General features: G+C 44.9%; 16 protein-coding genes. 10 read left to right on the top strand and 6 right to left on the bottom strand.

Going from position 1 to position 26,151, the window contains the following annotated elements; genetic code table 11:
• The first annotated feature begins 230 nt into the window (after window positions 1-230).
• From QUA13_RS04880 to QUA13_RS04855, 6 genes are all read left to right on the top strand, one after another.
• A complete protein-coding gene (locus QUA13_RS04880; RefSeq protein WP_333186091.1) occupies window positions 231-980 on the top strand; it encodes a peptidylprolyl isomerase in 750 nt (249 codons plus the stop codon).
• Window positions 981-1,113: 133 nt separating this feature from the next.
• Complete coding sequence (locus QUA13_RS04875; protein WP_333197053.1) at window positions 1,114-4,122, top strand: peptidase domain-containing ABC transporter; 3,009 nt, start codon at window positions 1,114-1,116, stop codon at window positions 4,120-4,122.
• A gap of 58 nt (window positions 4,123-4,180) precedes the next feature.
• Window positions 4,181-6,181, top strand: a complete 2,001-nt coding sequence (locus QUA13_RS04870) for a chromosome partitioning protein ParA (RefSeq protein WP_333197051.1) — start codon at window positions 4,181-4,183, stop codon at window positions 6,179-6,181.
• 208 nt (window positions 6,182-6,389) lie between these two features.
• Window positions 6,390-8,300 (top strand): hypothetical protein, encoded by a 1,911-nt coding sequence (locus QUA13_RS04865; protein WP_333197049.1) that lies wholly within the window; start codon window positions 6,390-6,392, stop codon window positions 8,298-8,300.
• A gap of 3 nt (window positions 8,301-8,303) precedes the next feature.
• Window positions 8,304-9,065 carry a glycosyltransferase gene (locus QUA13_RS04860; RefSeq protein ID WP_172186408.1) on the top strand — a complete coding sequence of 254 codons (762 nt, stop codon included), beginning with the start codon at window positions 8,304-8,306 and terminating at the stop codon, window positions 9,063-9,065.
• Window positions 9,058-10,122, top strand: a complete 1,065-nt coding sequence (locus tag QUA13_RS04855; RefSeq protein ID WP_333197047.1) for an NAD-dependent epimerase/dehydratase family protein — start codon at window positions 9,058-9,060, stop codon at window positions 10,120-10,122. Before QUA13_RS04860 ends, QUA13_RS04855 begins: the two co-directional genes overlap by 8 nt.
• 84 nt (window positions 10,123-10,206) lie before the next feature.
• Here the strand turns inward: QUA13_RS04855 and QUA13_RS04850 are convergent, their stop codons facing one another.
• The gene (locus tag QUA13_RS04850; protein ID WP_333197046.1) at window positions 10,207-10,896 is read right to left on the bottom strand and encodes a methyltransferase domain-containing protein; all 690 of its coding nucleotides are present in this window, start codon (window positions 10,894-10,896) and stop codon (window positions 10,207-10,209) included.
• Window positions 10,897-10,945: 49 nt separating this feature from the next.
• Here QUA13_RS04850 and rfbC point away from each other — a divergent pair, with 49 nt between their 5' ends.
• The 4 genes from rfbC (at window position 10,946) to QUA13_RS04830 (ending at window position 15,432) form a co-directional block, all read left to right on the top strand.
• Entirely contained in the window at window positions 10,946-11,491 is a 546-nt protein-coding gene (gene rfbC, locus QUA13_RS04845; protein WP_333197044.1) for a dTDP-4-dehydrorhamnose 3,5-epimerase, read from the top strand.
• A 2-nt stretch (window positions 11,492-11,493) separates the two neighbouring features.
• Window positions 11,494-12,366, top strand: a complete 873-nt coding sequence (gene rfbD, locus QUA13_RS04840) for a dTDP-4-dehydrorhamnose reductase (RefSeq protein ID WP_333197042.1) — start codon at window positions 11,494-11,496, stop codon at window positions 12,364-12,366.
• Window positions 12,367-12,560: 194 nt separating this feature from the next.
• Window positions 12,561-14,375, top strand: a complete 1,815-nt coding sequence (locus tag QUA13_RS04835; RefSeq protein ID WP_333197040.1) for a hypothetical protein — start codon at window positions 12,561-12,563, stop codon at window positions 14,373-14,375.
• 82 nt (window positions 14,376-14,457) lie between these two features.
• Complete coding sequence (locus tag QUA13_RS04830; protein WP_333197038.1) at window positions 14,458-15,432, top strand: glycosyltransferase family 2 protein; 975 nt, start codon at window positions 14,458-14,460, stop codon at window positions 15,430-15,432.
• Between the two features lie 95 nt (window positions 15,433-15,527).
• On the opposite strand, the gene QUA13_RS04825 is transcribed toward QUA13_RS04830, so the two are convergent.
• From QUA13_RS04825 to smc, 5 genes are all read right to left on the bottom strand, one after another.
• Entirely contained in the window at window positions 15,528-17,360 is a 1,833-nt protein-coding gene (locus QUA13_RS04825; protein ID WP_333197036.1) for a DUF6798 domain-containing protein, read from the bottom strand.
• 12 nt (window positions 17,361-17,372) lie between these two features.
• Complete coding sequence (locus QUA13_RS04820; protein WP_333197077.1) at window positions 17,373-19,553, bottom strand: hypothetical protein; 2,181 nt, start codon at window positions 19,551-19,553, stop codon at window positions 17,373-17,375.
• Window positions 19,554-19,634: 81 nt separating this feature from the next.
• Entirely contained in the window at window positions 19,635-20,666 is a 1,032-nt protein-coding gene (locus QUA13_RS04815; RefSeq protein WP_333197035.1) for an SGNH/GDSL hydrolase family protein, read from the bottom strand.
• 306 nt (window positions 20,667-20,972) lie between these two features.
• Window positions 20,973-21,995 (bottom strand): PRC-barrel domain-containing protein, encoded by a 1,023-nt coding sequence (locus QUA13_RS04810; protein ID WP_333197032.1) that lies wholly within the window; start codon window positions 21,993-21,995, stop codon window positions 20,973-20,975.
• Between the two features lie 68 nt (window positions 21,996-22,063).
• The gene (gene smc / locus QUA13_RS04805; RefSeq protein ID WP_333197030.1) at window positions 22,064-25,954 is read right to left on the bottom strand and encodes a chromosome segregation protein SMC; all 3,891 of its coding nucleotides are present in this window, start codon (window positions 25,952-25,954) and stop codon (window positions 22,064-22,066) included.
• Window positions 25,955-26,151 lie beyond the last annotated feature (197 nt).

Here is a 26,151-nt window from a genome sequence, read left to right as displayed (position 1 = left end):
AGAAGAAAGATTTTTCCACTCTCGCCCGATCCCACTCTCGCCTTATTCCACTACCATTGTGAGACACGCGGGGAACCCCTCGCTAGGCAGAGCGTCAAGAAATAGACAGCAATAGCGCTAGCCCGCTGACGGTCTGCTATCATCGGGGAATCGAGGGGTTAGTGGTTGTCGCTCTTTTCCTGCCACAGCTAAATTAAAAGGGGAAGCGCAAGTCAGTTGGAGATAAAAAAATGACAGGACTTTTTCAAATAGGCGATAAATTACTGCAAGCTCAGGATATGCCATCGCTCCTGAAGCGGTACCAGTTGATGCCACAATTCTTGCGGGGTGTAATAGTAGACCAAGCGATCGCATCCTTTAGTTGCAGCGACGAAGAACGCCAATCCGCCGTCGAGAACTTTCTGGCACAACACCAACTGACCGCCCCCGAAGCCAAAGAAGCTTGGCTGCGCAGCCAAAACATGACGGAAGAAGAACTTCAAGAGATGGCCGTTAGGCCCTTGCTGATCGAAAAATTTAAGCAAGCCACTTGGAGACCTAAAGTAGATAATTATTTTTTAACCCGCAAAGCCAGCCTAGACCACGTAGTCTATTCCCTGGTGCGCACCAAAAATCCAGCACTGGCAAACGAACTTTACTTTCGCATCCTCGAAGGGGAACAAACCTTTGCTGAAGTGGCACGCGACTTTTCCGAAGGGCCGGAGTCCAAGTCCGGCGGCTTGTTGGGTCCAGTACCCCTCTCGCAGCCCCACCCGGCAATCAGCAAACTTTTGTCCGTCAGCCAGCCAAATCAACTCTGGACGCCGCGTCCTCTGGCAGAATGGATGGTAATTATTCGACTAGAAAAGTTCATGCCGGCCCAGCTCGATGAATCGATGCGGCTGCACTTGATTAACGAACTCTTTGAAAGCTGGCTCGCCGAACAGATATCGCAAATAGGCCCGCTACAGCCCCTCTCTTCCGTGTCTTCAATATCATGACCGAAAGCAATTTTGCTCTGGGGCCCCCGGATTTACCCGTGGAGACTTTAAAAAGCGTAGCATCTTGACAAAAAGCCTCCGGATTCATCTGTGGATTCAAATCTAAAATCTAAAATCTAAAATCTAAAATCGGATGACTTCTTCCGCTGTTTCCCTCTCCCAGATTCAGGATTTCCTAGCTAAAACACCTCCCTTTGACCGACTCTCTGAGACGGCTCTGTCAGCCTTAGTGGCTAAATGCCAACTCCTAGGCTACCGGACGGGGCAACCGCTGTTTGAACGGGAAAAAATGCCGACTCAGGTGGCAATTATTTATCAAGGCCAGGCCCGGCTGCTGGGCTTTGACCAGCGCTCGCAGCGTCACGTAAGTTTGCGGTTGGTGCAGTCGCAGGAAATTCTCGGCTGGGCTGGCTTGCTCAGGGGAGTTCCCTGCGAAACCGCCATCGCTTCTACAGATGTGATTGCGATCGTCCTACCTGCCGAAGATTTCCTGAGCGTACTGGAAAAACAGCCGACATTTGGAGAAGCTTTTCGCGAACACTGTTCCTTGAGCGAAGTATTTGAACTGTTGAGCCTGGAGTTGCAGCGCCAAGCCGACGGCACTTCCAATCTCAAGGAACTCACCCTGCAAGCTTGGCAAGATGCGAAAGTTGTCAACGTGCCAAACGGCAACAAAAAAACTCAAGACCTCGCCAAAGAGCTAGATGCCGATCGAATTTGGCTCGTCAGCAGCGGCGTATTGGGCGACTTTCCCACCGGCAGCCGCTTCTCTGTGGAAAACGCAGCCAAATCCTTAAAAATAGAAGGCCGCCTCGGCGCCCGCTTAGTCGGCTTCCGGGAACCCCCAGAACCCCAACCCGAGACAGACTCATTAAATGGCACGACAGACATAGTAAGCCCAGGGCAGAATCCGCCCGGCGGAAAATTCATCGAGGTTCTACCCGGTCCAGACCGTCCCCCAGAACCCAAAACCGACCAACCAAAGGATGCGGCGAGATACCCAGTTTTCCGCGCCAAAGGGCAGATAGACAGCCCGCTAGCTTGCTTCCAGATGTTGAGCAAGTATTTCGGCCTCAAATTTCGTCGAGATATCATCCGCAAAGTTCTAGAAAATCAGTTAAAAACTGCTGGTTCTATCAGTATGCAAGCTTGCGGGGCGATCGCCCAAAGCATCGGCCTCACGCCTCAATTGGCGCAAGTGCCAGCAGAAGCCATCAACCGCATCAAAGCCCCCGTAATGATTAAATGGCAAGATAGCTTTGCCATTATTTACAGCATCACCGAGCAAGAATTGGTGCTCGCCACGCCCGAACAGGGGCTGATGCGGAAGCGGATACCTCAGTTTAAAGAAATCTGGGGAGAATCAGGAGAAGTCCTGCTGCTGCAAGCTCCGCAAGTCGAACAAAAAGAGCAGTTCAGCTTCTGGTGGTTTGTGCCGGCCCTCATGGAACACAAGACAGTGTTTTTTGAGGTGTTGCTCGCCTCGTTTTTTGTACAGTTATTTGGTCTTGCCAACCCATTAATCAGCCAAGTAATTATTGATAAAGTCTTAGGTCAGCGCAGCATCGACACCTTGGATATTTTGGGCGCATTTCTGTTAGGTGTTGCCCTGTTTGAAGGACTGCTCAACGGTTTGCGTACCTTTTTGTTTATAGATACCTCAAACCGCATCGATGTCAAATTGAGTGCGGAGGTAATCGACCACTTGCTCCGGCTGCCCCAAAATTACTTTGACAATCGGCGTGTGGGAGATTTGGTCTACAAATTCAGCATGATGGGCCAGATTCGGGAATTCATGACGAGTACAGCTCTGACAGTGGTTCTCGATGCGGTATTTTCGGTGGTTTACGTCGCCGTGATGCTCTCCTACAGCGTGCAGCTAACGTTTGTATCTTTGGCAGTGGTACCGATACTGGGGCTGATGATTGTTCTTATCAATCCGCTGGTGCTGCGCCTGATCAAACAGAGAAATATGCGTTTTGCTGACTCTCAATCTTATCTAGTGGAAGTAGTCAGCGGGATTCAAACTGTTAAGGCTCAAAATATTGAATTGAAATCCCGCTGGGAATGGTCTAGCCGCTACGCAAAATACATTACAGCCAGTTTTAAAACAATTATCACGGGGACTGCGGCCGGTACGATTAGCAGCTTTTTAAACCAGGTGGGTAACTTAGCTCAGTTGTGGGTGGGAGCTTATTTGGTACTGGGAAATGAGATTACTTTGGGTCAGTTGATTGCTTTCCGAATTATTTCCGGGAACGTGACTGGTTCGCTGCTGCGTTTTGTGAGCGTGTGGCAGAGTTTCCAAGAAGTCTCGATGTCGATCGATATGCTTAAGGATGTGGTCGATACGCCGACGGAAACCAGCGATGAAGACCGGAGCAATATCCCGCTGCCGGCAATTCAAGGGCAGGTTACCTATGAGGAGGTTTCCTTCAGATTTCTCGAAAGCGGGCCGCTGCAACTGGCGAATGTGAATTTGGAATTTCCCGCTGGCAGTTTTGTGGGAATTGTGGGAGGAAGCGGTTCCGGGAAAAGTACGGCGATGAAGCTGTTACAGCGTCTTTATCCGCCACTGTCGGGCCGGATTTTTATTGACGGGTACGACATTGCCAAGGTGGAACTGTACTCGCTCCGCAGCCAACTTGGGGTGGTGCTGCAAGATACTTTGCTGTTTAACTGTACTGTTCAAGAAAATATTGCTCTGAGCAATCCCGATGCGAGTACGGATGAGATTGTGCGAGCTGCGAAACTAGCGGTGGCTCACGATTTTATTATGGGCTTGCCTGCTGGGTACAATACGATCGTCGGAGAGCGGGGTTCGTCGCTTTCTGGGGGTCAAAGGCAGCGTTTGGCGATCGCCCGCACGATTTTGCAAAACCCGAAACTGCTGATTTTGGACGAAGCTACAAGCGCCCTCGACTACCATTCCGAACGCCAAGTTTGCAATAACTTAGCAGAAGCTTTCGCCGGCCGCACGGTGTTTTTCATTACTCACCGCCTGACTACCATCCAAAACGCTGATGTAATTATTATGATGGATCAAGGTTCTGTAGTCGAGCGGGGAACTCATAAAGAATTAATGGCTCTTAAAGGGCGTTACTACTGCCTCTTCCAACAACAAGAGTCATCGAATACCTGATCTCTAACAACTCGCAACCGATCGTTAACAATTAACAACTGAGAACTAACAAATGGCTATGAAATCGTTAATACTTTCTGAGCAACCAGTCATTCTCGAAAAACCAGCGATTTGGTCGCACTTGTTTTTGTGGATGATCATGCTGATGACCACTTCTGCTGTAGTTTGGGCTTATTTTGCTAGCGTAGAGCAAGCTGTCCCCGCTATCGGTCAATTAGAACTCAAAGATGGTGCTAGAGACATCCAAGCACCTGCTACAGGAGCTGTGGTGAGAGTTCACGTTGAAAATGGCGATCGGGTAGAAAAAAACCAGCCTTTGCTCACTTTTAACCCCCTTGCATCCAGTGCTGATTTAACTTCTGTTAAGAAAACTAAAGAGGCTCTGGAAAAGGAAAACAAATTTTACGAAGATGTGGTTAACGGCAAAATTCAAGGCCCTATTCCTTCAAGCCTAGAATCAACTATCAAAGACAGACAGAGCCTCACGGCACAAAATCAAGTGCTGCAAGCTTTGATTGACGAGCTGTACCTCAATCGGGGAGCGAGCGGAAATTTTGATGCTGCTCAGCAAGGGCTTTATGTTAATTATCGATCGGAATTTTTGTCTCGCGTAGCCGCAGCCCAAGGCCAAGTTCAGGAGTTGGAAAAACAACTGAAGCAAGCTCAGGATGCTGAGAAAGCCGCTGGCGATCAAATGACCGTAGCACAGCAACAACTGGGTTTTGCCCAGAACCAATTAAATTATGCTCAGCAGCAGTTAAGTTCTTCGCAAGAGCAAGTAAAATCTGCCCTGGCTCAGAGAGATTTGGCGGACGAACAGTTAGCGAAATCCCAACAAGTATTGAAGTCGAATCAAAACATTCTAGGCAGACTCGGCCCTCTGGTAGAGCAAGGAGCGATCGCTGAACTGCAAAAAGAAAAACAGGAACAAGATGTTTTCAGAGGCCAAAGCGACGTTCTCAAACAGCAAGATCAAATCAAGCAGCGCGAAGGTGAAATCAACGCCCGCAAAGGCGAAATTAACACGCGCCGAGGTGAGATAAATACGCGCCGAGGTGAAATTAACGCGCGTCAAGGTGACATCCAAAAAATTAGTGCTGAAATACAGCGCCAGCAAGGAGAGCAAGCGCGCCTTCAGGAGTCCATCAGCCGCGCCGAAGAACAGTTGAAAAACACCAAGGATTCCTGGGCAAAAGAACTTTACACCAAAATTGCTGAAAACCAGAAACAAATTGCCAGCAGCGATTCTCAGCTAAGTCGCTTCAAGGTAGAAAACCTGAAAAAGCTATCAGAAATTAATGCTCAACTTGAAAAAGCGCAGCAAACCCGCGACACTCAAGTTATGAAGGCTCCGGTATCGGGCGTTATCTTCGATTTGAAACCTTCTAAGAAGGAGAATGCTAAGTTGGATATGGCGAAAGATCCGATATGCCAATCCATTATTAATTCGGTGCTGAAACCGGGCGAACCGCGCCCACAACGATGCGAAGAAGCTTATTACGAAGCGCAGCAAACTGAAAAGCTGCTCAAGGTTTTAGATGACGAAAACGGTCTGGAAGCAGTTGTTTACCTGGAAAACAGCAATGTGGCTCTGGTATTGGATGCTTTGAGACAGAAGCGGGAAAAATTGGAGCCGTATCACGGCAAACAATTAGATGGAGAAAAGATTGACTGCGAAAAAGGTAAAAGTTGCGTTTGTCCCGAGAAGGAAGTTAACAGAGAGAAACTGGGTTTGACGAAATACCAATGCGTGCCTGTGGAAGTGAATGTGGAAGCTTTCCCGGCTATGGAGTTTGGTACTGCTGAGGGTGAAGTGAAAGAGATTAGCAGCGATGCTGAGCCTCCTACTGAACTGCGGAAATACTACGCTTTCAAAACCAAAATTAAGCTCAAAAATCAGAAGTTTGTTTTGAACAAGGGCAAGGCAAATGAAGTGGAGGTTGGTTTGCAGTCTGGAATGTCCGTGAGTTCTAATATTAATATCGGCAAGCGGACTGTTTTGCAGATGTTTATCAACCGATTTACTGGGAAACTGGATACGTTCAAGACTGTTAAGTAGGTTGATTCGAGGCGAACAGAATTCGCTACTACACAACCAAATTCCCAGAGGGGGACTAATTGTAACTGGTTCCCTGGAAGAGCCAGGGAACCCATGTCCAGAGGATCTGCCTCGCCAGCTTTCATGAAAATTGGAGGCAGATCCTCGCGGGGTTACCAGGCAGAGCCTGGTAACGAGTAGAATTAGAGCGACCTACTTAAAAGAAAAATTGAGCGCAGCTTGGTATAAAATTGTGGCTGCAATCGATCGCACATTAATGAAAAAATTTATTTTATTTACTCTATATCTAATTCCTGTTGTCTTGTTAATCGGATTTGTAGCGAATTTTAGCGTTAACGTTCCCGTTGATGACGAGTGGAGGTTAGCTAGCCTTTTTGAGAAAATAGCTCAGGGAAATGTAACTTTTAACGATTTTTGGGCTTTGCACAGCAACCACCGGATACTTTTCCCGAAAATAATTATTGCGGTGCTGGCTTTTGCTTCCCGATGGAATATTAATTATCAGTTGTGTCTCAGCATAGGTTTGGCTGCGATAACTTTTCTTGCTATGTACAAGTTATCCTCGATGCAAGTTAAGAATGTTGGGGATGATTTGTGGCATTTAGCTAATATTTTAACTTGTATTTTGCTTTGCTCTCTAGTTCAGTACGAAAACTGGCTTTGGGGATTTCAATTAGCGTGGTTTTTTGTAAATTTGTGTTTTGTAGCTGCGGTTTATGCGCTGGTTTCAAATCACAAATTATTGCCTAATATAGCGGTTTTCAATCGGATGAAATACAGTAGGGACACGGCACTGCCGTGTCCCTACCCGATATCTGTACTTAACTATATTAGAATCTCTATTGCTGCTGTCTTCTGCTTTATTGCTAGTTTTTCCCTAGCCCAAGGTTTGCTTTCTTGGTTAGCAGCAATTCCGGCTGTAGCGGCTTTAGAAGGAAATGCCGCGCAGAAAAGAAAAAGAATTATTGTCTGGATGCTGCTGTTTGTGGCAACTTGTGCTGTTTACTCAATTGATTATCATCCCAGTCGGAAAGCAAGTATTATTTCATTGTTGAGCAAGCCACTTGTGGTGATTGATTATTTTTTGAGTTTGTTGGGTTCACCACTTGTACGTTTTCCGGGTATTTCTGCACTGGTTGGCTTGCTAATATTTGCAATTTTCTTATTTTTGGGATTCTATTTCTTCGTCATTGCGAGCCCTGCGAAGCAATCTCCAGCCCCAGCGATTGCTTCGTACCTCGGAATGGCAAATAGGAATGATATTAGTGAAAATCACGAGGCTTTACCTTGGCTGTCAATCGGTTTTTTTTCGATTTTATCGGCTCTGTTTATTACTGCTGGGAGGGCGGAATTTGGGGCGATTCAGGCGCTCGAATCGTCGAGATATACAACGAATTCGATTTTGCTGTTAATTGCTTTGGTTCAGCTAGGGCAATTGTTTGTTCGAGGTAAATATCAAGAAACAAAAGCAACGTTAAACCACAACTACAATTTTTTTTATCGGATGTTGGCAGGGCTGTTAATTGCTACAATTATTGTTAATTCTCAACAGGCGATCGCCCAATCTCGAACGGCACTTCTTTACAAACAAGGCGCTCAAGATTGTTTGCAGTTAATTAACTATCTGGAACAGTCTGATTTTTTTGATAATTCGCCGGAAAGCTGTTTGAGGGTGCTGAGCAAAAAAACTTGGCTGGTGAGAGAAGGCGCGGCAATTATCGACAAAATAGGTTGGAGAAAGTTCGCGAAAAATGTAGAGTTTATTTCTAATACCGAGAAAGTTTACGGCTATTTAGAGAAACCTCAAACCAGCGATAAATCGGTGACTGTCAAGAAAAATGCTGCTGTCAAGGCTTCCGGTTGGGCGGTTTTGCCAGGAAATTTGAAACAGCCGAATATTGTACTGCTATCTGTCGGCGCTCGACAATCTTTTTTTGCTAACGCTTATGTAAATTTGGACAGTCCCGACATCGCTAAGAGTTTAACATCTGAGTTGTACAACAATGCAAGGTGGGCTGTTGATTTGTCGGATAATAATTTGCCGATCGCCCAAACCGAAATTAAAGCTTGGGTGTATAATCCTGTTGACAACCAGTTTGTCCAGTTGCGCGGAGGATGAGGAGTGAAAATTTCTGTGATTATACCAGCCCACAATGAGGAGGGCTGTTTGTACGGTACTGTGCGGGCGATCGCCCAGACGCTTGATTTAGAAGGCATTCCGCACGAAATCTTGATTGTGAATGACAACAGTGTCGATCGAACTATTGATATTTGCCAGGAGTTGTCAGAGACTTTTCCCACAGTTAGATACATCAACAATCAACCTCCCAACGGTTTCGGATTTGCCGTGCGGCGGGGATTGGCGGAATTTGACGGAGATGCTGTGGCAATTGTGATGGCGGATGCTTCCGACGATCCGATAGATTTGGTAGCAGGATACCGCAAGTTGCAAGAAGGATATGATTGCGTTTTCGGTTCCCGCTTTATCAAAGGTGGCTTTATAGTTGATTATCCAATTCACAAGTTAGCAATTAACCGCTTAGCAAACTGGTTTGTCAAAAGTATTTTCGGCTTGCGGTACAGCGATGTCACCAATGCTTTTAAAATTTACCGCAGAGAAGTGATTGAAGGCGTGCAACCAATTTTGAGCCATCATTTTAATTTGACAGTGGAACTGCCTTTAAAAGCAATTGTCCGGGGTTTTTCCTATACGGTGATTCCTTTGAGGTGGTACAATCGGACTGCCGGCATTTCTAAGCTGAAAATAAAAGAGATGGGGAGTCGGTATTTGTTTATTGTCTTGTATGTCTGGCTCGAAAAACATCTCTCTCGCGGCGACTACCACCGGACTAGAAAGATAGCAAAATTAAAAGTGAATGCCTGATAGAATTTTAATTGTGGGCGGGGCGGGTTTCATCGGCAGTTGTTTGGCAATTGGACTGAAAAAACTGCACCCAGAATGGCAAATAATTTGTTTAGATAACCTGCGCCGCCGGGGTTCAGAATTGAATCTGCCTCGGCTTAAAAGTTGCGGGATTCAGTTTGTTTACGGGGATATTCGCACAGTGGCAGATTTAGATCCAGTTGCACTGAATGCTGACTGCATTATAGATTGTGCTGCGGAACCTTCTGTGCTGGCTGGTTTTAGTTCGCCACAGTACGTTTTGCAAACGAATTTACTGGGCACTGTGAATGTTTTGGAGTTGGCGAGACAAACGGGTGCGAGTTTGCTGTTTTTGTCTACGAGCCGGGTTTATCCGATCGCCAGTGTCAAGTCTGTTAAGCTGTTAGAGTTGCCGAATAGATTTGCGATCGCCCCCGAGCAAACTTTACCCGGTATATCCGAGTTGGGCATATCAGAAGACTTCCCTTTAAAAGGACACCGTTCGCTTTACGGAGCCACTAAATTAGCTTCAGAATTGCTGATTGAGGAGTACAGGGAAGCATACAACGTGCAGGCAATTATTAACCGCTGCGGGTTGATTACCGGGGCTTGGCAAATGGGTAAAGTCGATCAGGGAGTTTGCGGTTTGTGGGTGGCTGCTCACTATTTTCAAAAGTCGCTGAGTTATATCGGTTTTGGCGGCAGCGGGAAGCAAGTTAGGGATTTGCTGCACGTTGAAGATTTGTTGAGTTTAGTTAATTATCAGTTAGAACATTTTGCTAAATTTGACGGCGAAGTTTTTAACGTTGGCGGTGGTTTGAGCAACAGTCTTTCTTTGGTAGAGGCGACTGATTTGTGCCGTAAAATTGCGGGTAAATCGATTTTAATTAATCCCGTTTTGGAGGAACGCGCGGGGGATATTCCGATTTTTATTACTGATTCTTCTAGGGTGATGGAGAAAACAGGGTGGCAGCCTGTTATTGGGCCGGAAGCGGCTTTGCAGGATATTTATGATTGGATTGCTGCTAATGAGGTGGTTTTAAGTTCGATTTTGTAGGGATTTTTTAACCGCAGATGCAGGCGGATAAATGCGGATAAACGCAGATGTATCGCTCTGCCTGCATCGGACGGGAAATGCGCGTCATGAGTCTCTACCTCTCTGGTTTTGTTTCGATGCTTTAACAAACATTTGACCTCCCAAAAATTGCCACAAAAGAGGCAATTTTAAGTAAACTTTTAAAAGCCAGGGCGATGCCGGCCTGCCTTTAGTCGAAAATGGTAAAAATCTCGGTATAATTAGGTCGATTTCAAACCCGACGGTTTGTAACAGTTCTTGCAGCGATAAGTGGGTAATTGGTAATTGATGATCGATAAAATCGTAATACTCTTTGAAAGAATATTTGAAATTTGGTTGGACAACTAAGAGAGAACCCCCTGGCTTAAGGGCCTCAAAACAAAATGAGATAATTTGGATTAGTTCTTCTTTATTGCGGAGATGTTCAAAAAAGTTAGAGATAAATATCCGATCAAATTCTTCGCTAAAAGCTGGTTTCTCGTCAAAAGTTAAAACATCAATGTTCAGCACTTTTACATCAGGATTGGCAAATAACTTTGAATCTGGATTGAGGTCAATCAAATATTTTTTTTCAGCCATAATTTGATTTATAAACTCGCAGTAGCCACCGCCAATATCTAAAACAGTTGATTCGGGAGGAACATAATCTTGTAAAAACTCATCAATTAAAACTTTCCAGAGTGCCACCTTTGCTTGCATTTGCCGAGAATCAAATCGATTGGCGTACAATTTTTTGAGATATGCGTCGGCTTTCATAGTAAAATAGCATAGACAGAGTATGAGTTTATCACTTTCACAGCTAACTATGAATGTTATATCTACCGAAATACCGGAAGTTCTGATAATTGAGCCGAAAATTTTCGGAGACGATCGCGGTTTCTTTTTTGAGAGTTTCAATCACAAAGCTTTTGTCGAAAAAACAGGCGTGACAGCCGAATTTGTTCAAGACAATCATTCCAAATCCTCTAAAAATGTGCTGCGCGGTTTGCACTACCAAATGCAGCAGCCTCAAGGCAAATTGCTGCGGGTAGTGGCTGGCGAAATCTTTGATGTAGCGGTGGACATTAGAAAAAGTTCGCCGACTTTTGGGCAGTGGGTTGGCTGTTTGGTGAGTGCAGAAAATAAACGGCAATTTTGGGTTCCGGCGGGATTTGCTCACGGTTTTTTAGTGGTTTCGGAGACTGCTGAAGTTTTGTATAAAACTACAGACTACTATGCACCGGCACACGAGCGGTGTATCCTGTGGAATGACCCCGATTTGGCGATCGACTGGCCGCTAGATGGTGCCCAACCAATCTTATCAGCTAAAGACCAAGCTGGACAAACGTTGAAAACAGCTCAAGTGTTTTGATCATGAAAATTTTACTCGCAGGCGGTAGCGGACAGCTAGCTCAAGAATTGCAGCCGATTTTATTATCTTCGGGAGATGTTATTGCGCTCGATCGCACTCGCCTCGACTTATCCCAACCCGAAAGCATCCGTCAGGCAATGGCTGAAATTCAACCTGATTTAGTCGTCAATTCTGGTGCTTACACTGCGGTAGACAAAGCGGAAAGTGAACCAGAATTAGCACACGCAGTCAACGGTATTGCCCCGGGAATTTTTGCAGAAGAATGCGAAAAACTGGGAGCAAGTTTGATTCACTTTTCTACTGATTATGTATTTGACGGCAGCCACGGTTCTGCTTATCTGGAAACAGATTCTACGCACCCGCTGGGAAATTACGGCAAGTCCAAATTAGCAGGTGAGGAAGCAATTCGGAAAGCGGGGAACCGACATATTATTATTAGAACCGCGTGGGTTTACGGCAACGGTGGCAAAGGCAACTTTGTCAAAACCATGCTGAGGTTGGGAAAGGAAAGAGAAGAAATTCGAGTAGTAGCAGATCAGATCGGAAGTCCTACTTGGACTGGGGATTTAGCGGAGGCAATTTCGCAGATAATTCCTCAAATACAACCAAAAAATTTTGGCACTTACCAGTACACTAACAGCGGTGTTTGTAGTTGGTACGATTTTGCGATCGCCATTTTTGAGGAAGCAGAAAAACTAGGCTTTCCCTTAAAAGTTCAGCGCGTAATTCCCATCACCACCTCCGAATATCCGACACCCGCAAAACGTCCCGCTTTTTCGGTTCTGTCTACGGTGAAAATATCAGCACTTATGGGTACGCATCCTCCCCACTGGCGGCAAGGACTCAGAAAAATGCTGGCAAGAGAAGTGAAATGAAATAAGATTTACCCACAGAAAGAAACCCGGTTTCAGCCCGCCATCTTGGGTTTGACGACTAGACAGACAGGAAGAAACCGGGTTTCTGGTTCAAGAGGAAAAATCAAAAAGCGAGGGGGGGTTTTGTTCATGAGTTACCTGTTATATTCTAAGTTGCTCGCCTAAACCCGCCCTTACCAATTAAAAATCTCCCAATGTCTGAATTCATGAAAGTCAAGCAACAATATATTTTAATTGCCGCATCAGTTCTCGGCATTCTAATACCAGCGTCATATATTTTGTACTTGATATCCCAAGCGGGAGACTTGTCTAATTTTGATTATTGGTGGATGACTTGGAATTTTTATTCAGTAGACGGTTTCTCTACAAATCCTTTTAATTGGATATTTCGGGCTAACGAGCATTTTGTCTTGATTCCGGCAATTATTTATGGCTTGAATATAGCTGTCACCCAAGGTTCAAATATTGGTTTATGTTTAGTTGCCTGGTTCTTGGCTTGGATTCAGTGTTACGTCTTAATCGCTCTGCTGCCGTTAAATTTGAGGCGTTTTCCCCTGCAATTTATCTCCCTACTCCTTTGCATTTCTATTTTTAATTTTACTCCGGCGGCGGCTCACAATTGGATGCGGGGATTCAGCGGCGTTCACTGGATAATTGCTAATTTATTTGTGATTTGTTCGATATTTTGTTTGCAATATTATGTGAAGCTTTTGTCAAGAAAGAGGGAGGCGGAGCCTCTGGATATTCATTCCCAGGCAGAGCCTGGTAACGGAGGATGGGAACAAAATAAGTGGGTAATTGGCAGCATTGTTTTTGGCGTTTTAGGCTGTATTAGTTACAGCACTCCTTTAGCTTTGTGGCCGATATTGTGTGCTGCTGCTGTTGTGCTGCGGTTTCCTCGGCGAATAACTTATTTGTATTTCATTGCTTCGATTGGAGTGATTGGCATTTATTTTTTAACTTATAAAACTCCTTCTCATCACCCTTCTTTAACTAAAATTAACCCGCTCAAAACTCTCGAATATATTCCCACTTATCTCGGCGGAATTTTTAGCGAAAATATTATTTTTGCTTCAATTATTGGTATAATTGGTTTGATGGCAGCGACGGGTTTTGTGGGTTATTGGCTATTTGTAAAAAAGGTCGTGAAGCGTAGCTATCCCGTAGGGAATCGCGCGGACTGGCTGCCTTGGCTATCAATCCAACTTTATACGCTGCAAACGGCGTTAATGGCCGCGGTTAGTCGATCGGGATTTGGCGTCGAACAAGCCACCGCTTCCCGCTACGCCACACTCCCAGCTTTGTTTTGGATGAGCACAATTGTCCTCACAGTATTGTGGGTGCGCGAGTTGCAGCCAACACCAAGAATTCAAGGGCGTTGGCTGACACCGCTGTTTGCAGTCGCCACAGTTGCGATTATTTTAATGTACGGGGTGGGAGGCGAAACTGCAATGGCGATCGCCCACAGAGCAACCTATCAACCGTTAGTAGGATTATCACTGCAATTAGGCATCACTGACGTAACGTTAATTAAAGACCGCGTAGGCAACAAACCCGCCGCTTTTATCGGATTAATTGATGCCTTAAAAACTAACAATTTAGTGCCATTTAACCGAGACATCAAAAAACACAATTTCTGTGCAGCATTAGACACAAAAATAGATCCAAACTTACTGTCAGCGCCCAAAGACGGAGTACCCGGATATTTTGATACAGCCACCAAACTTGCACCCGCCGCCTCCAGAGTAATTGGCTGGGTAGGAGACCCCGAAAACAATGTAAAATGTATTGCCATTCTCAACCAAGAAAATGTCGTTCGAGGTTTTGCCATGTCCGGATTTCCGCGCCCAGATTTAGTTAAATTGTTTGGTAATTCTTACGAATTCGCAGCTTGGAGAGGATACATTCAAACATCACCAACCGATAGATTATTGACCGCTTATGCCTCATTTAAAAACCGCGAAGGTTGGGTAGCTTTGCGAAACTCCCAAGTTATCAATAAAAACTAAAAAACCTCTATTTCTCCTCCTCTGCGCCCTCTGCGGTTAATAAAAAAATCCATTGACAACACAAATGAAATAGAATAGCCCTATGCCAAAACATCTCAGCTTCGTAATCCCAGTTCACAACGAAGAAGCCACCCTAAAATTGCTGTTTGACAAAATCCAACTTGTCATGTTCCAAACAGAAATTGACAGTTACGAAGTCATTTTCATAGATGACGGTAGCCGCGATTATTCCTGGCAAGAAATTGCCGATTTAGCCAGCCAACATCCCAAACTAATTAAAGCGATTAAAATGCGCCGCAACTTTGGCAAATCCGCCGCACTTTCAGCAGGATTTCGCAATGCAGCAGGGATAATTATCTTTACTCTCGATGCTGACCTTCAAGATGACCCCGCTGAAATTCCCAAATTTTTACATCATTTAGAATCGGGATTTGATTTAGTTTCCGGTTGGCGAAAACAGCGGAACGACCCACTTTCTAAAACTTTACCTTCCAAGCTGTTTAATGCCGTTGCGTGTTTGCTGACTGGGGTGCAAATGCACGATATGAATTGCGGTTTTAAAGCTTATCGCAGGGAAGTTTTGCAGTCGATTAAATTGTACGGGGAATTGCACCGCTACATTCCAGCTTTAGCAAACAATTTAGGGTTTAAAATTGGGGAAGTAGTTGTCGAACATCATCCGCGAAAGCACGGAAAATCGAATTACGGCTGGGAACGTTATGCGCGGGGATTTATTGATTTATTGACGGTGTTAGCCACGACGCAGTATTTGCACAAACCGGGTCATTTGTTTGGGGGTTTGGGATTGTGTTTTGGCTTGGTTGGAACTGTTTCGCTGAGTTATTTAATAGTTATTTGGTTTCTGAATTTGGCGGGGATGAATTTTGGGCCGATCGGCAATCGACCTTTGTTATTTTTTGGGATTTTGTGTACAATTCTGTCGGTGCAGTTGATTTCTTTGGGAATTTTAGCTGAGTTGATGGCGCGGAATGTAGATGCTGATTATGTGGACAAGCAAATTAGCGAAATTATTGATGATTCGGGTTTTGATATTTAACCACAGATTAGATTCGGCGGTTGAAACCGCTTCTATACAAACAAAGTCGGCGCAACGCCAGACTCAATAAATATCTGATGTTTTCAAGAATAGTATTATCTAATTTTAAACAGTATCCATTTGCCTTCTTGCTCTACTATTTCTCCGTCAATATTTGGGTGCCAATCGCTGCGAGTCAGGATATAATCGGCATGATAGTTTCTGGCTACTTTGACTAAATCCGCACTGCTGCGGCGGATGAAAAAGTCATTTCCTCCCCAAATCATTTGCGGGTTTAAGGGAACTCCTAAAACGGTTTCCATGCGATTTTGCCACTCTTTGATGCCTTTTTCGGTAAAGGGAAAGTTTTTGAAGTTGACGACAATCGCTCTTTCGGAGAAAAACTGGAAGCTGGTAACTGAGGGGGGAATTAATACGAGTGAATCGCGGCTGCTACTTTGCGAAAATCGCACAGCTAATTTGCTTAAGTCGTCTCTGGGAGCGGCATTGATATTAACTCTTGTTTGAAATACATTTAATATAGGTTTTGGCAGAATTCCTGCTATTCCAAAAACTAAGGTGGCAGTAGTTATTAAGGCTAATGTGTGAGTTAGAGTTTGTTTGATAGATGTAGCTAGGGATGTTTCTTCTAAAAGGAATGGAAAGGCAAGGATTGAGAAAAAAACTGGGATGCTAATTATTCTATCGCCCATTATTTCCCATGAATCAGTCACCGGATATATCAAGCTAAAAATTACCGTTCCTGCTGCTAAAATCCACAACCATATATTATATCGTTTGGGAAATGCGTATTTTTTTGTTTGCCAAACTGATAAGCCTAAAAAAATGATGCCCCTAAAAGGCAAAGTTAGTACAGCTAACAGCAACAAGCTAACAGCTATTTGTTTGTCTCTGTAAAGTCGATCTACCGTCAAAGTAACCGCAATAAATATAATTAATTGAGCAAAAGGTACAGTTCTAGCTAACTGTAGTTTGGCGATAAAAGCCAAAGGGTAAACTTCTACAAATATGTAATTAAGAAACAGTGCAAAAATCGAGGTACCAACAATTACATAAAAATTAACTTTGTCTTCTTTTGGCAATAAATCGGAGTTTTTGATGCACAGCAAGCCACCAATTATGAAACCTATAAAGTTGAACCAATTCCCGACATCCCAATTTGACGGCAGGATGTGGTGGGGGTTGCGGACTTTTGCGTGAATGTAGACAAAATCGGCGTTGTCGATAGTGTGAGTGCTGGTAGTACCTGTTAATAACATCGGTACGTAAACGATACTTGCCATTGCTGCTAAAAGTGCGATCGCCAAAATCAATGTTTTAAACTTCCGCTGTTTTACAGATTCAATAAATAAAACGGGAAGCATCATCAATCCCGGCAACAAACCCACTAAGAATTGCAGCAGACAAGCCAGTCCAAAAAAGAAATATCCGGTCAGCCATTTCTGGCGCAAACTAAAGTAAATCCCCCAGATTGCGAAACCCATTGCGAAGGTACTGGGTACTGATTTGGTGGAAAATATCAGCGTGTTACCAACGTCTGTAAATGAAGCGGCTATACATAAAAAAGTCATCGCTGGGGCAGGCAGTTTTGAATTAGTATAGATATTGATAATTGCGTAGCAAGCTAGGATAAATGAACCGAAGGCTAGGAATTGATAGATAAAGTGCGCTAGGGGAATGCTTGTTCCTAAGTTTGCAAGCAAATAGATAATATAATAATAGTAATATCTCGGATTAAATTTAACCATTTCCTGAACGTAATAATCATTTTTATACAGTTCAGGATTTAGCATAAATTGAATTGGCGGCACTTCGGGAAAATTGCCTCCAATGGGGAAAATATAGCCAGTGGCCATCAGAGAGCCGATGATGACAAAAGTATAGAGAGATAGATTAAAATACCAGTTGGATTTTTGATGTTTTTGCATTGACGGTTCAACTTACCTACTGACAGCCAAATTGTTAATCTCCAGTTGGCATTGGTTTGTTAAATCCTGTTTGCTGCTACTCAATACCTCAAGCAGCAGATAAAGGGGATTTTTGCCCTCAACTAATAGATTTAAGCCGATCGCACTTTTTTGACCATAAGCCATCTCTGCTGAGTCTATTAATTTACCTTGCTTGTCCCACAAAGTCAAGCGCAGGACAACTCCCGGACATTTTTGGTTAGGTAAATTGAGTTTGCCGGTAACTTTTACTTTGTCTAAGATGGAACCTAAATACAGGAAAGATGTATCGAGTTTCTGGCTATTTTTAATTGAATGAGTTACAATCTTATATAGATTATCCGATTCTTGACTGACTGAATAATTGGCACTTGTGTAGATTGACTGATGCAAACTAATCCAATCTAACTGCGTGCCCGGTCGATCGACTATTTGCCGCTGCATGGCATCCAGAGTCCTAACTGCAGTTGCTGTATCAGTCGCCTTCACCCTCCGGTAAACTCTGACAGTCACGCCGTTTTCTAGCTTAAACTGTTCCGGTAGCAATTGGAAATCGCGAGCAATTTCCCAGTTTTGAGTAAAGGCATCGTACACAACTTTAACAACATCTTGTTCGTGCGATCGCAAAACTTGTTCGTCACTCGGTAACACCTGCTGAAAGGGTGTAGCAACCACTGCATATTGTGACTGCAACAACTCCGGTAACGGGTAAGTATCGCGCGAGTCAATTTGCGGCCTCCCGATTGTATTTAATTTCCACCAACCCTCCGGCGGATTTAATTTGCGGTTGGCTTGTCTGAGGATATTAGCATTAAAACTGTTAGAAGCACCGGCAATATAAATTGGTTCTTCATTGGGTGCTAATTTTCGCAGAAACTCTACTAATTTTACAACTTCGTCGTAGTCCGATCGCACTAACGGTGGAAAATTACCTACAAACATTCTTGACACATCAATTTTGAGAGGAATTAACCCAACTGCGGCATTCACAATCAGGTACAAACCCGCGACACCCAGCATCAAATACCGAACTTTTCCCTTGAGTGTCAGCCAAGTTGTCCAGAAAAATGTTGACAATCCCAAAAGTGCGATCGGTGTAAGATGAATTGTATAGTGCAAGTAGCCGTAACGCAAAACTAACAGCCATTCAATCAGCGACAAAACCCCAAACAACGAAACAAAAATAGCCGCCGCCGGAACCAGGATTCGAGTGAGAATTCCCGCCGAAAAACCAATCACTACCAGCAGCCAAGTTCCCAAACCGTAAAAATCCGCATAACGAGTTAAAATATCATTTACAGGCAAACTCCAAGCAACATACAAATTGCGGTAGTCAACCGTCAGAGCACTGCGAGTAAAATCTCCGGCTAGCAACATTAAAATAGTCAAGCTAGTTGCAGCTATCAAACCCAATTTGATGCCGGATTCAAACAAGAATCTGTAGGGAAACAACACTGCCACGTCCTTGTCTTTTGAAGACGACAACGCCGTTTCCCTACGGTATATTAGTACAAGAAACTCGATGAAAACCTGTAAAGTCGCTGCACCAAAAAATGCAATCGCACTATAAGCAAAATGACGCCGCAACAGAATCGCCGCCGCCAGCAAAAACCCAATTAACGGGATGTTCCACCAAGATTTCAGCTTAACATCCTGCAAATAAACTAAAATTGCCAAGGCTACAAACACACAGCCGCCAGTATCCAGATATCCCCGCAGAGTCGGTATCCAACTCATCGGAATTAATAAACTCAGCAGCACAGTTGACCAAAACACCCGGCGGGGATAAACTGGAATTAGCTTTGCAGAAATTGCCCCCAGCAACAGGCGAAACGGCAGCACATAAATCAGGGATACGCTGAGAATGTAACTCAGCCGAGACTCGCCAAATAACAAAATAAACGGCACTAACGGCAGAGAAATTAACAGGTTTTTTTCCTTAGATAGCGAGTCTATAACTCCGCCCCATGCTTTATCTGGGGAGTCTCGAAATAAATTTGCCGTGTTGACTGTAGCGGTGTTGTAGCCCGCGTAATCCCACCAATAAAAAGTATGTTCGCTGGATACATAGATTGATGTTACTGCAACTGTTACGAGAACAAGTAAAAACAGGAAAAAACCATCAATTATAAATTTTTTATGCAATTTAAAAGAAACAAAATCAAATACTCCCATCACTCTCGCAACCCTAAATAACTCCTAAACTTCCTCTTTCTCTCTTCCTTCGCGCCCTTTGCGCCTTCGCGGTTCGTTAACTTACTTTAAAACAGTATCTTGCAAAAAAACATCCAACTTTTCTGCATATTGCCGATTGGCGATCGCACTTGGATGAAGGTCATGAGGTAAATTATTATTGGCAGGTATTTTCAAATCAACAGAAATATCCGCTGTAGGAATTCTCTCCTCACTTAACTCCTCCAACATCTTAGCAGAACCGGCATTAATTCCGGCCACAACTAACTTAACACCATTAGCCTCCGCCACACGGTTAAATTCTTTAATAATTGCCTTAGAAACATCGTGACTTTTGTACAATCCCTCTTCAAATTGATTGTAATTAACCTCCAAAAAATGGCTTAATGCAGAAACCCGCATCAACGGGAACTCGTGATATTCAAGTTTTGCCATTTTGTAGGTAAAATTATTTTCTCCATTCAGCCTAGCATCGGGCTGGAATAAAATACCCAGTTTATTCCAAGCAGCCATTTGCTTTCTTCTCGCCCTTAACAAAGTATTGCGGCGGTCGTGAAATCCCGCATAAGCAATCACCGCAATTTTGGGTTTATTTCCTTGTTTGAGTGCTTCTTTGAATTGAATCAACGAGTGCAGCGTGCCGTAGCCGTTAACGCCAAAATTTACTATTTCATACTTGGGTAATTTCTCTTGCAGCAACCAAGCATAAGTTTCGCTGTCATTCAATGACCAACCGTAGGTAAAAGAACAGCCAAATATCCAAATTTCAGGTTTTTTTGACGATAAATTGTAAGTATTGAGGGGATGTGTTATTCTTAAACTATTATTGAGGTTAGTTGTATTAAATGAGTAATTGCCGTTAAGTGTCACCTTGAACTTACCCGGCAAATGTTTGTAGCCGAGTTCCGAGTCTTTAGTGAAAAAGTTACCTTTTGGTTCGACCGCAACATCAACATTTTCTATTTGCCAGGGTTTGTATCCCGCAACTCGCAAGACAATTTCAGCGGTGGTGGTGGATAAAAAAATAGGAAAAATTAGATATGTTATTAATCTGAAAGCAACATTTTTAGCAAAATCTTTTTCGATCATTAACATAATATGAAATGTCAGCAAAAGTATAGTAAACTGCCATGCGAGTATTATCTAGTTCATGGATCTAATTAAATTAGATTGAGCGCCTTCACTGCATCCCCCAACCTACTCCACTAGATTGTTTGCGAGAATTAAATTTTATTCATAAAACCCGTGGCTACAAAATATTTGTTTAAACTCACATCTTGCACCAATATCAGCAACGGGCTAGAAGCCCGTTCCACAAAAAATAAACTTGATTGTGGAACGGGCATCTTGCCCGTTCTTAAGAAGAGTGCAAAATATTGGTTTCAGCTAATTGATTAATTCCTAATAATTCGCTTCCTCCTCGTACTCGGGAGTCTTATTTTTCTCAGGGATATTCACCCGAGGAGCCTGGTAAGGCTTCGGCGCCTCATCGTCAGCCCAAGCATCCGCCTCCACATCATCCTCGTACTCGTACTGTACGATCGGCTCTTTCGGGCGAGAACTCTCAGAGCGAGTGTACTGCGGCTTCTCCTCGTACTCCTCCTCGTAATCGTCCTCCTCGCCGCCCCAATTATCCTCTTCGTAATCCTCGTAATCGTCGATCGGCTCAGGCTGCACCGCGCGCATCTGCTGCTGCGGTTGTCGCACCTGCGGTCGGTTCCACTGCGAGTCCTCATCCCAAGGAACTTCCTCAACCGCAGGCGCGGCTACCCTGCTACGCATTTCCGGTGCAGGTATCCGCACGCCCGGGCCCAATTGATTTCCCGTCGCCACGGGTTTCGGATAATAACCTGCCTCGTCCTCTTCCCGTTCCCAAGGTGCTTGACCCAAACCAACGCGCTCCAGCAAACCCACACTAAGCTGCCTGAGCCTTTCCTCGGAACCTTCAAACACAATCAAGCGATTCGGGCCGCTGCTGACAATTTCTTCAATCCCCAACTCGTAAGTGCTGAGAACTTGGTCGGGGATTTGAGGGATTCCCAGGGAAGCGATAATTATAGAAACTAACTTACCGTCTTCGGGGTCGAACCTAAAGCCCCGCACCCTACCTAAAAGTTCGCCAGTTTCGGTAATAACTTCGCTATTAATCAAAATGCTGTAGACTTCAACATCAACATCATCTTCGATCGCGCTCTCATCTTCCACCAACAGCACGTCACCGATTTCGCTGACATTGTTGAGGAACATAAACCTCGGCATTCCAGCGACCGCGAATATATTATCGCGCAGACCGATCGCCACAACTTCCCGCCGGTCTATGTCCACCCACAATTGACTGACCACCCCCAAGCGTTTGCCTCTGTCGCGGGTGATGACTTGAGTGCCGAGAATGTCGGAGCGTTGGCAGATTTGTTCTGATGTCATTCTAACTTTAATCCTGATTTATTAAGTACATATATCACTCAACACGAGCGTTAACATAAACTCCGGGACTACAACTTCAGTCCTATGACTTGAGTATAAGCTCCCCGCGCTTGAGTAACGCCAATTGTACGCTCAGCCGATTGAATCATAGGTCGCCGCAAACTCACAACAATAAACTGGGCTTGTTCAGACTGTCGTTTTATCATTCTAGCTAATCGCTCCACATTTGCCCCATCTAGAAACATATCCACTTCATCAAAAGCGTAAAACGTAGACGGGCGGTAGCGTTGCAGCGCAAAAATAAAACTCAGCGCCGTCAGCGACTTTTCGCCTCCAGACATGGAAGCCAGCCGCTGTACGGGTTTGCCCTTCGGGTGAGCGACCAAATTCAAGCCGCTGCTGAAAGGGTCTTCCTGGTCATCTAGCTGAAGATAGCCGTCGCCTTCGGAAAGTTCCGCAAAGATAGTCTGAAAGTTCTCGTTAACCGCGTCGAAAGCTTCTTTAAAAGCGCGCCGCCTGAGTGTGGTAAAGTTTTCGATTCTCAACAGCAGTTCAGTGCGTTCTCCTTCCAATGTCGTCAATTTTTGACTCAATTCTTGAAGGCGTTCTTGAGTGCGGTTGTACTCTTCCAAGGCTAGCATATTGACTGGTTCTAAAGCTTGAATGCGTTTGGCGATCGCCTTTACTTCCTGCTGCAATTCCGTTAAATTGGCTTTCTCAACATTTTCAGGAATCGACGGCACGGGGTCGGGCATTTCCGCCCGCTGCGTTTCCAATAGAGTGCGGATTGCGGCTAATTGTTCCCGGCGTTCTTGCTGAGTTTCGTGGAGTTTTTGCAACTGCCACTGTAACTGTTGTTTGGCTAAATGCTTCTCTCGCAGTTGAGATTCCGCCCGATCGCGATCTCCCTTCTGCACGCCCAATTTTTCCTCAATTTCCCCCAAAGCCGCCTTAGCTTCCGCAATTTGCCGATCGAGTTCTAACTGCTGCGAAACAATGCGATCGAGTGCATCCGCCCCCGCGTTTTGCTGCACTTGCCAATCCTGCAATTTCTCGCTACCTTCCTTAATTTTGTCTTCCAAACGCCCGAATTGATTTTCCAAGTCTACAAGGCGCTGCTGGACGTTTCTCAGAGCCAATTCTCGCTCTTGCAGTTGCGCTTCCAGAGCGCGCAAACTCGATTGCATTTGCTGCCATTCGCTGTGACTGTTCGACTCTTCCAACTGCGCCAAAGTTTGCCGGTACTGCTGCAATTGAGTTTCCTGTGCGGGCAATTCTCGTTCCAGCAACTGCAATCTCGATCGCGAATTAGTTAATTCCTGTGTATTTTTGGCAATTTGCGATCGCACTTGTTCCTGTTGCGCTTGCAAATTCTTAATTTCTGAATCCAACTGTTCCAAGCGCAACTGATTTTCGCGCAAATTCTGTTTTGCTTCCATCAATTCTTGACTGCGAGTTTTGACTGCAACAGACGCGCGGTCGATCGCAATTTTGCACCGTTCCAAAATCCGCTCAATTTCCTCCAACCTTTCTTGCAGAGATGCAATCGTCCGCGCTTCACTAGCAGCCTCACTCGCCTCAACCGTGCCAAAATGCAAGGTAGATCTGTTAGTAGAACTTCCCCCAGTCATCGCCCCGCTAGTTTCCAAAATTTCCCCGTCCAAAGTGACAATCCGGTACTGTCCCAAATAGCGGCGGGCGTCGCTGAGGTTGCTAAACACAACCGTACTGCCAAAAACGTAAGCAAAAATTTCCTGATACCGCGAATCGCAATCAATCAAATTAACAGCCGCATCCACAAACCCAGCCGCGCGCCGCAAATTTTCATTCACCGAATATCTGCCGCCCCTAATTTTATTCAAAGGCAAAAACGTCATCCTTCCCGCCCGTTTTTGTTTCAACAATTCGATCGCAGCAGCAGCCACGCTGTCATCTTCCACCACCATATTTCCCATGCGCCCGCCCGCCGCAATTTCGAGCGCCAACTGATAGCGCGGTTCCACCCTGCCCAGTTGAGCCACCAAGCCGCAAACTCCGCCAATTCCGCTTTGCGCGACAATTTTTGCAGTAAACGTTCCCGTCGCTTCTTGCAGTGCTTGAAACTGCACTTCTAGTTTGTCTAATTTGCGCTGTCTTTCCCGCTGTTCTTCCAACAAACGAGTTTGAGTTTCCTGTTGCAGTTGCAATTCTTGTTCGGCTTCGACTAAAATCTGATTCAGCGATTCTACTTGCAAAGATGCCATGCCTTTGGTTTCCCCAAGGCGAGATTGCTGCTCTTTTTTCGCTGCAATTTCCTGTTCCAATACTTGCAGCGATTGGTTTTGTTCTTGAATTTGGCTTTGCAGGCGATCGGCTCTTTCGCCAATGGTAGCTTGTTCTGTACGCTGCGGTTCCAATGTTTGTTGAATTGTTTCGATTTGGCGGTGCAGTTCCGTTTGCTGCTGTACCCAAACTTCTGCCGTCGAGGCGATCGCATTTGCAACTTCCCGACTTTCATCTAAACTTTGCTGGGCTGCATCCCGCTGTTCCTGAAAACTCCCCTGCTGAGACTTAACATAGGATATTTCAATCTCAATTTGCTCCAAACTTTGCTTGAATTGCCGAACTTCTTGCTCGGTTTGTGCTATATTAGCAGCCATTTGCCCAGCAGTTTTTTCCAAATCCTGTTTGCGGTTTTGCAGTTGCCGTCGTTCCGCTTCCTGAGTCGCAATCGTCGCTTGCAAAGCCAACAATTCTGACTCTCCCAAAGCTTTAACGCGGGCATTCAGCGCGTCAAGTTCGGCGGTTGCTTCTTGAATTTGGGTGCTAATTGTTTGCAGTTGTTCGGTGAGAGATGCAGAAGTGCGATCGCCCGTTTCGATTTGTTCTCGCAGCTTCCATTCTTGCTGCTGCAATTGGCGGAATTTCAGCACAATTTCCCACTGCGACTTTTCTTGAAATTCCGCCCGCAATTTTTGATATTTTTCCGCTTTTGTGCGATCGGAAGCCAGTCTATCGCGCTGAGAAATCAGCTCTTTTTCTACAATTCGACTGCGTTCTTCCACCTCCTTAACTTCATCCAACTTCTGCCTAGCTAAAGAGATTTTGCGATCGAACTGAGCCACCCCAGCCAATTCGTCAATGATTTCTCTGCGTTCCTTAGAATTCATTGAAATAATGCTGGTAACGTCTCCTTGCAGCACGACGTTATAGCCTTCGGGATAAATTCGCAAACGGTTGAGTTGTTCGTGAAGTTGAGTCAGCGTGCAAGGTTGGCCGTTAATGTAATAAGTTGAAGTGTAAGTACCTTGGCGAGTTACCCGAAGTTTGCGCGTCACACTCCACTCATCCGATTTTCGATTTTCGATTTTCGATTTTCGATTTGTAGCGAGTAGTTGTCCGTTGTTGTCTTGAGTTGCTGCGATTTCTATCTCTTCTACGTCTTCAACAGATAACTCATCCGATTTTCGATTTTCGATTTTGGATTTTCGATTGACAGGAGATGATTGGCCGTTGTTGTCTTGAGTTTCGGCAGTTTCTATCCCTTCGGCTTCTTCAACAGATAGAGGCGATTCTTGATTGACAGGAGATGATTTGCCGTTATTGTCTTGAGTTTCGGCAATTTCTATCCCTTCAACTTCCTCTGCTTCAACAGATAACTCATCTGCTGCATTTTCCTCCTCATCTTCATCGCGGGCGAACCATTCCTCCCCCACATCTTCCAGCGCAAAGGTAGCAGTCACGCTAGCTTCGATCGTACCGCGTTTGTTTTGGGCGCTGTTCACCAAATCCGGCAAACGTTCAGCCCGCATTCCCTTAGAACTCGAAAGTCCGAGACAAAACAGCAAAGCGTCGAGGATGTTGGACTTCCCAGAACCGTTGGGCCCGGAAACCACAGTAAAACCGGGCAGCACGGGAATGGCCGTAGTGCCGCCAAAAGATTTAAAGTTAGTCAGTTCGATCCGTTTAATGTGAACCATATGCTAGGAGTAGCTTTGGCTCTAGGTTGTTGTCACAGGTTAGCACAGGCAATGGGGCGATCGACAATGTGTAAACTTTCTGGCATGGTCGATCGAACCGATATCTTACATTTTTGTCAACAACCGAGTCGGCTTTTATTTCAAAAGCTCGTTGACAAAAGTACAACTTCTGCGACCCGAGCGACCGCTACTAATGA

Origin of the sequence: Microcoleus sp. S28C3, assembly GCF_036700785.1 — a bacterium.
Classification (GTDB): domain Bacteria; phylum Cyanobacteriota; class Cyanobacteriia; order Cyanobacteriales; family Microcoleaceae; genus Microcoleus; species Microcoleus asticus.
Note: the sequence above shows the minus strand (reverse complement) of the source record. Positions and strands in the feature narration are given on the sequence as shown.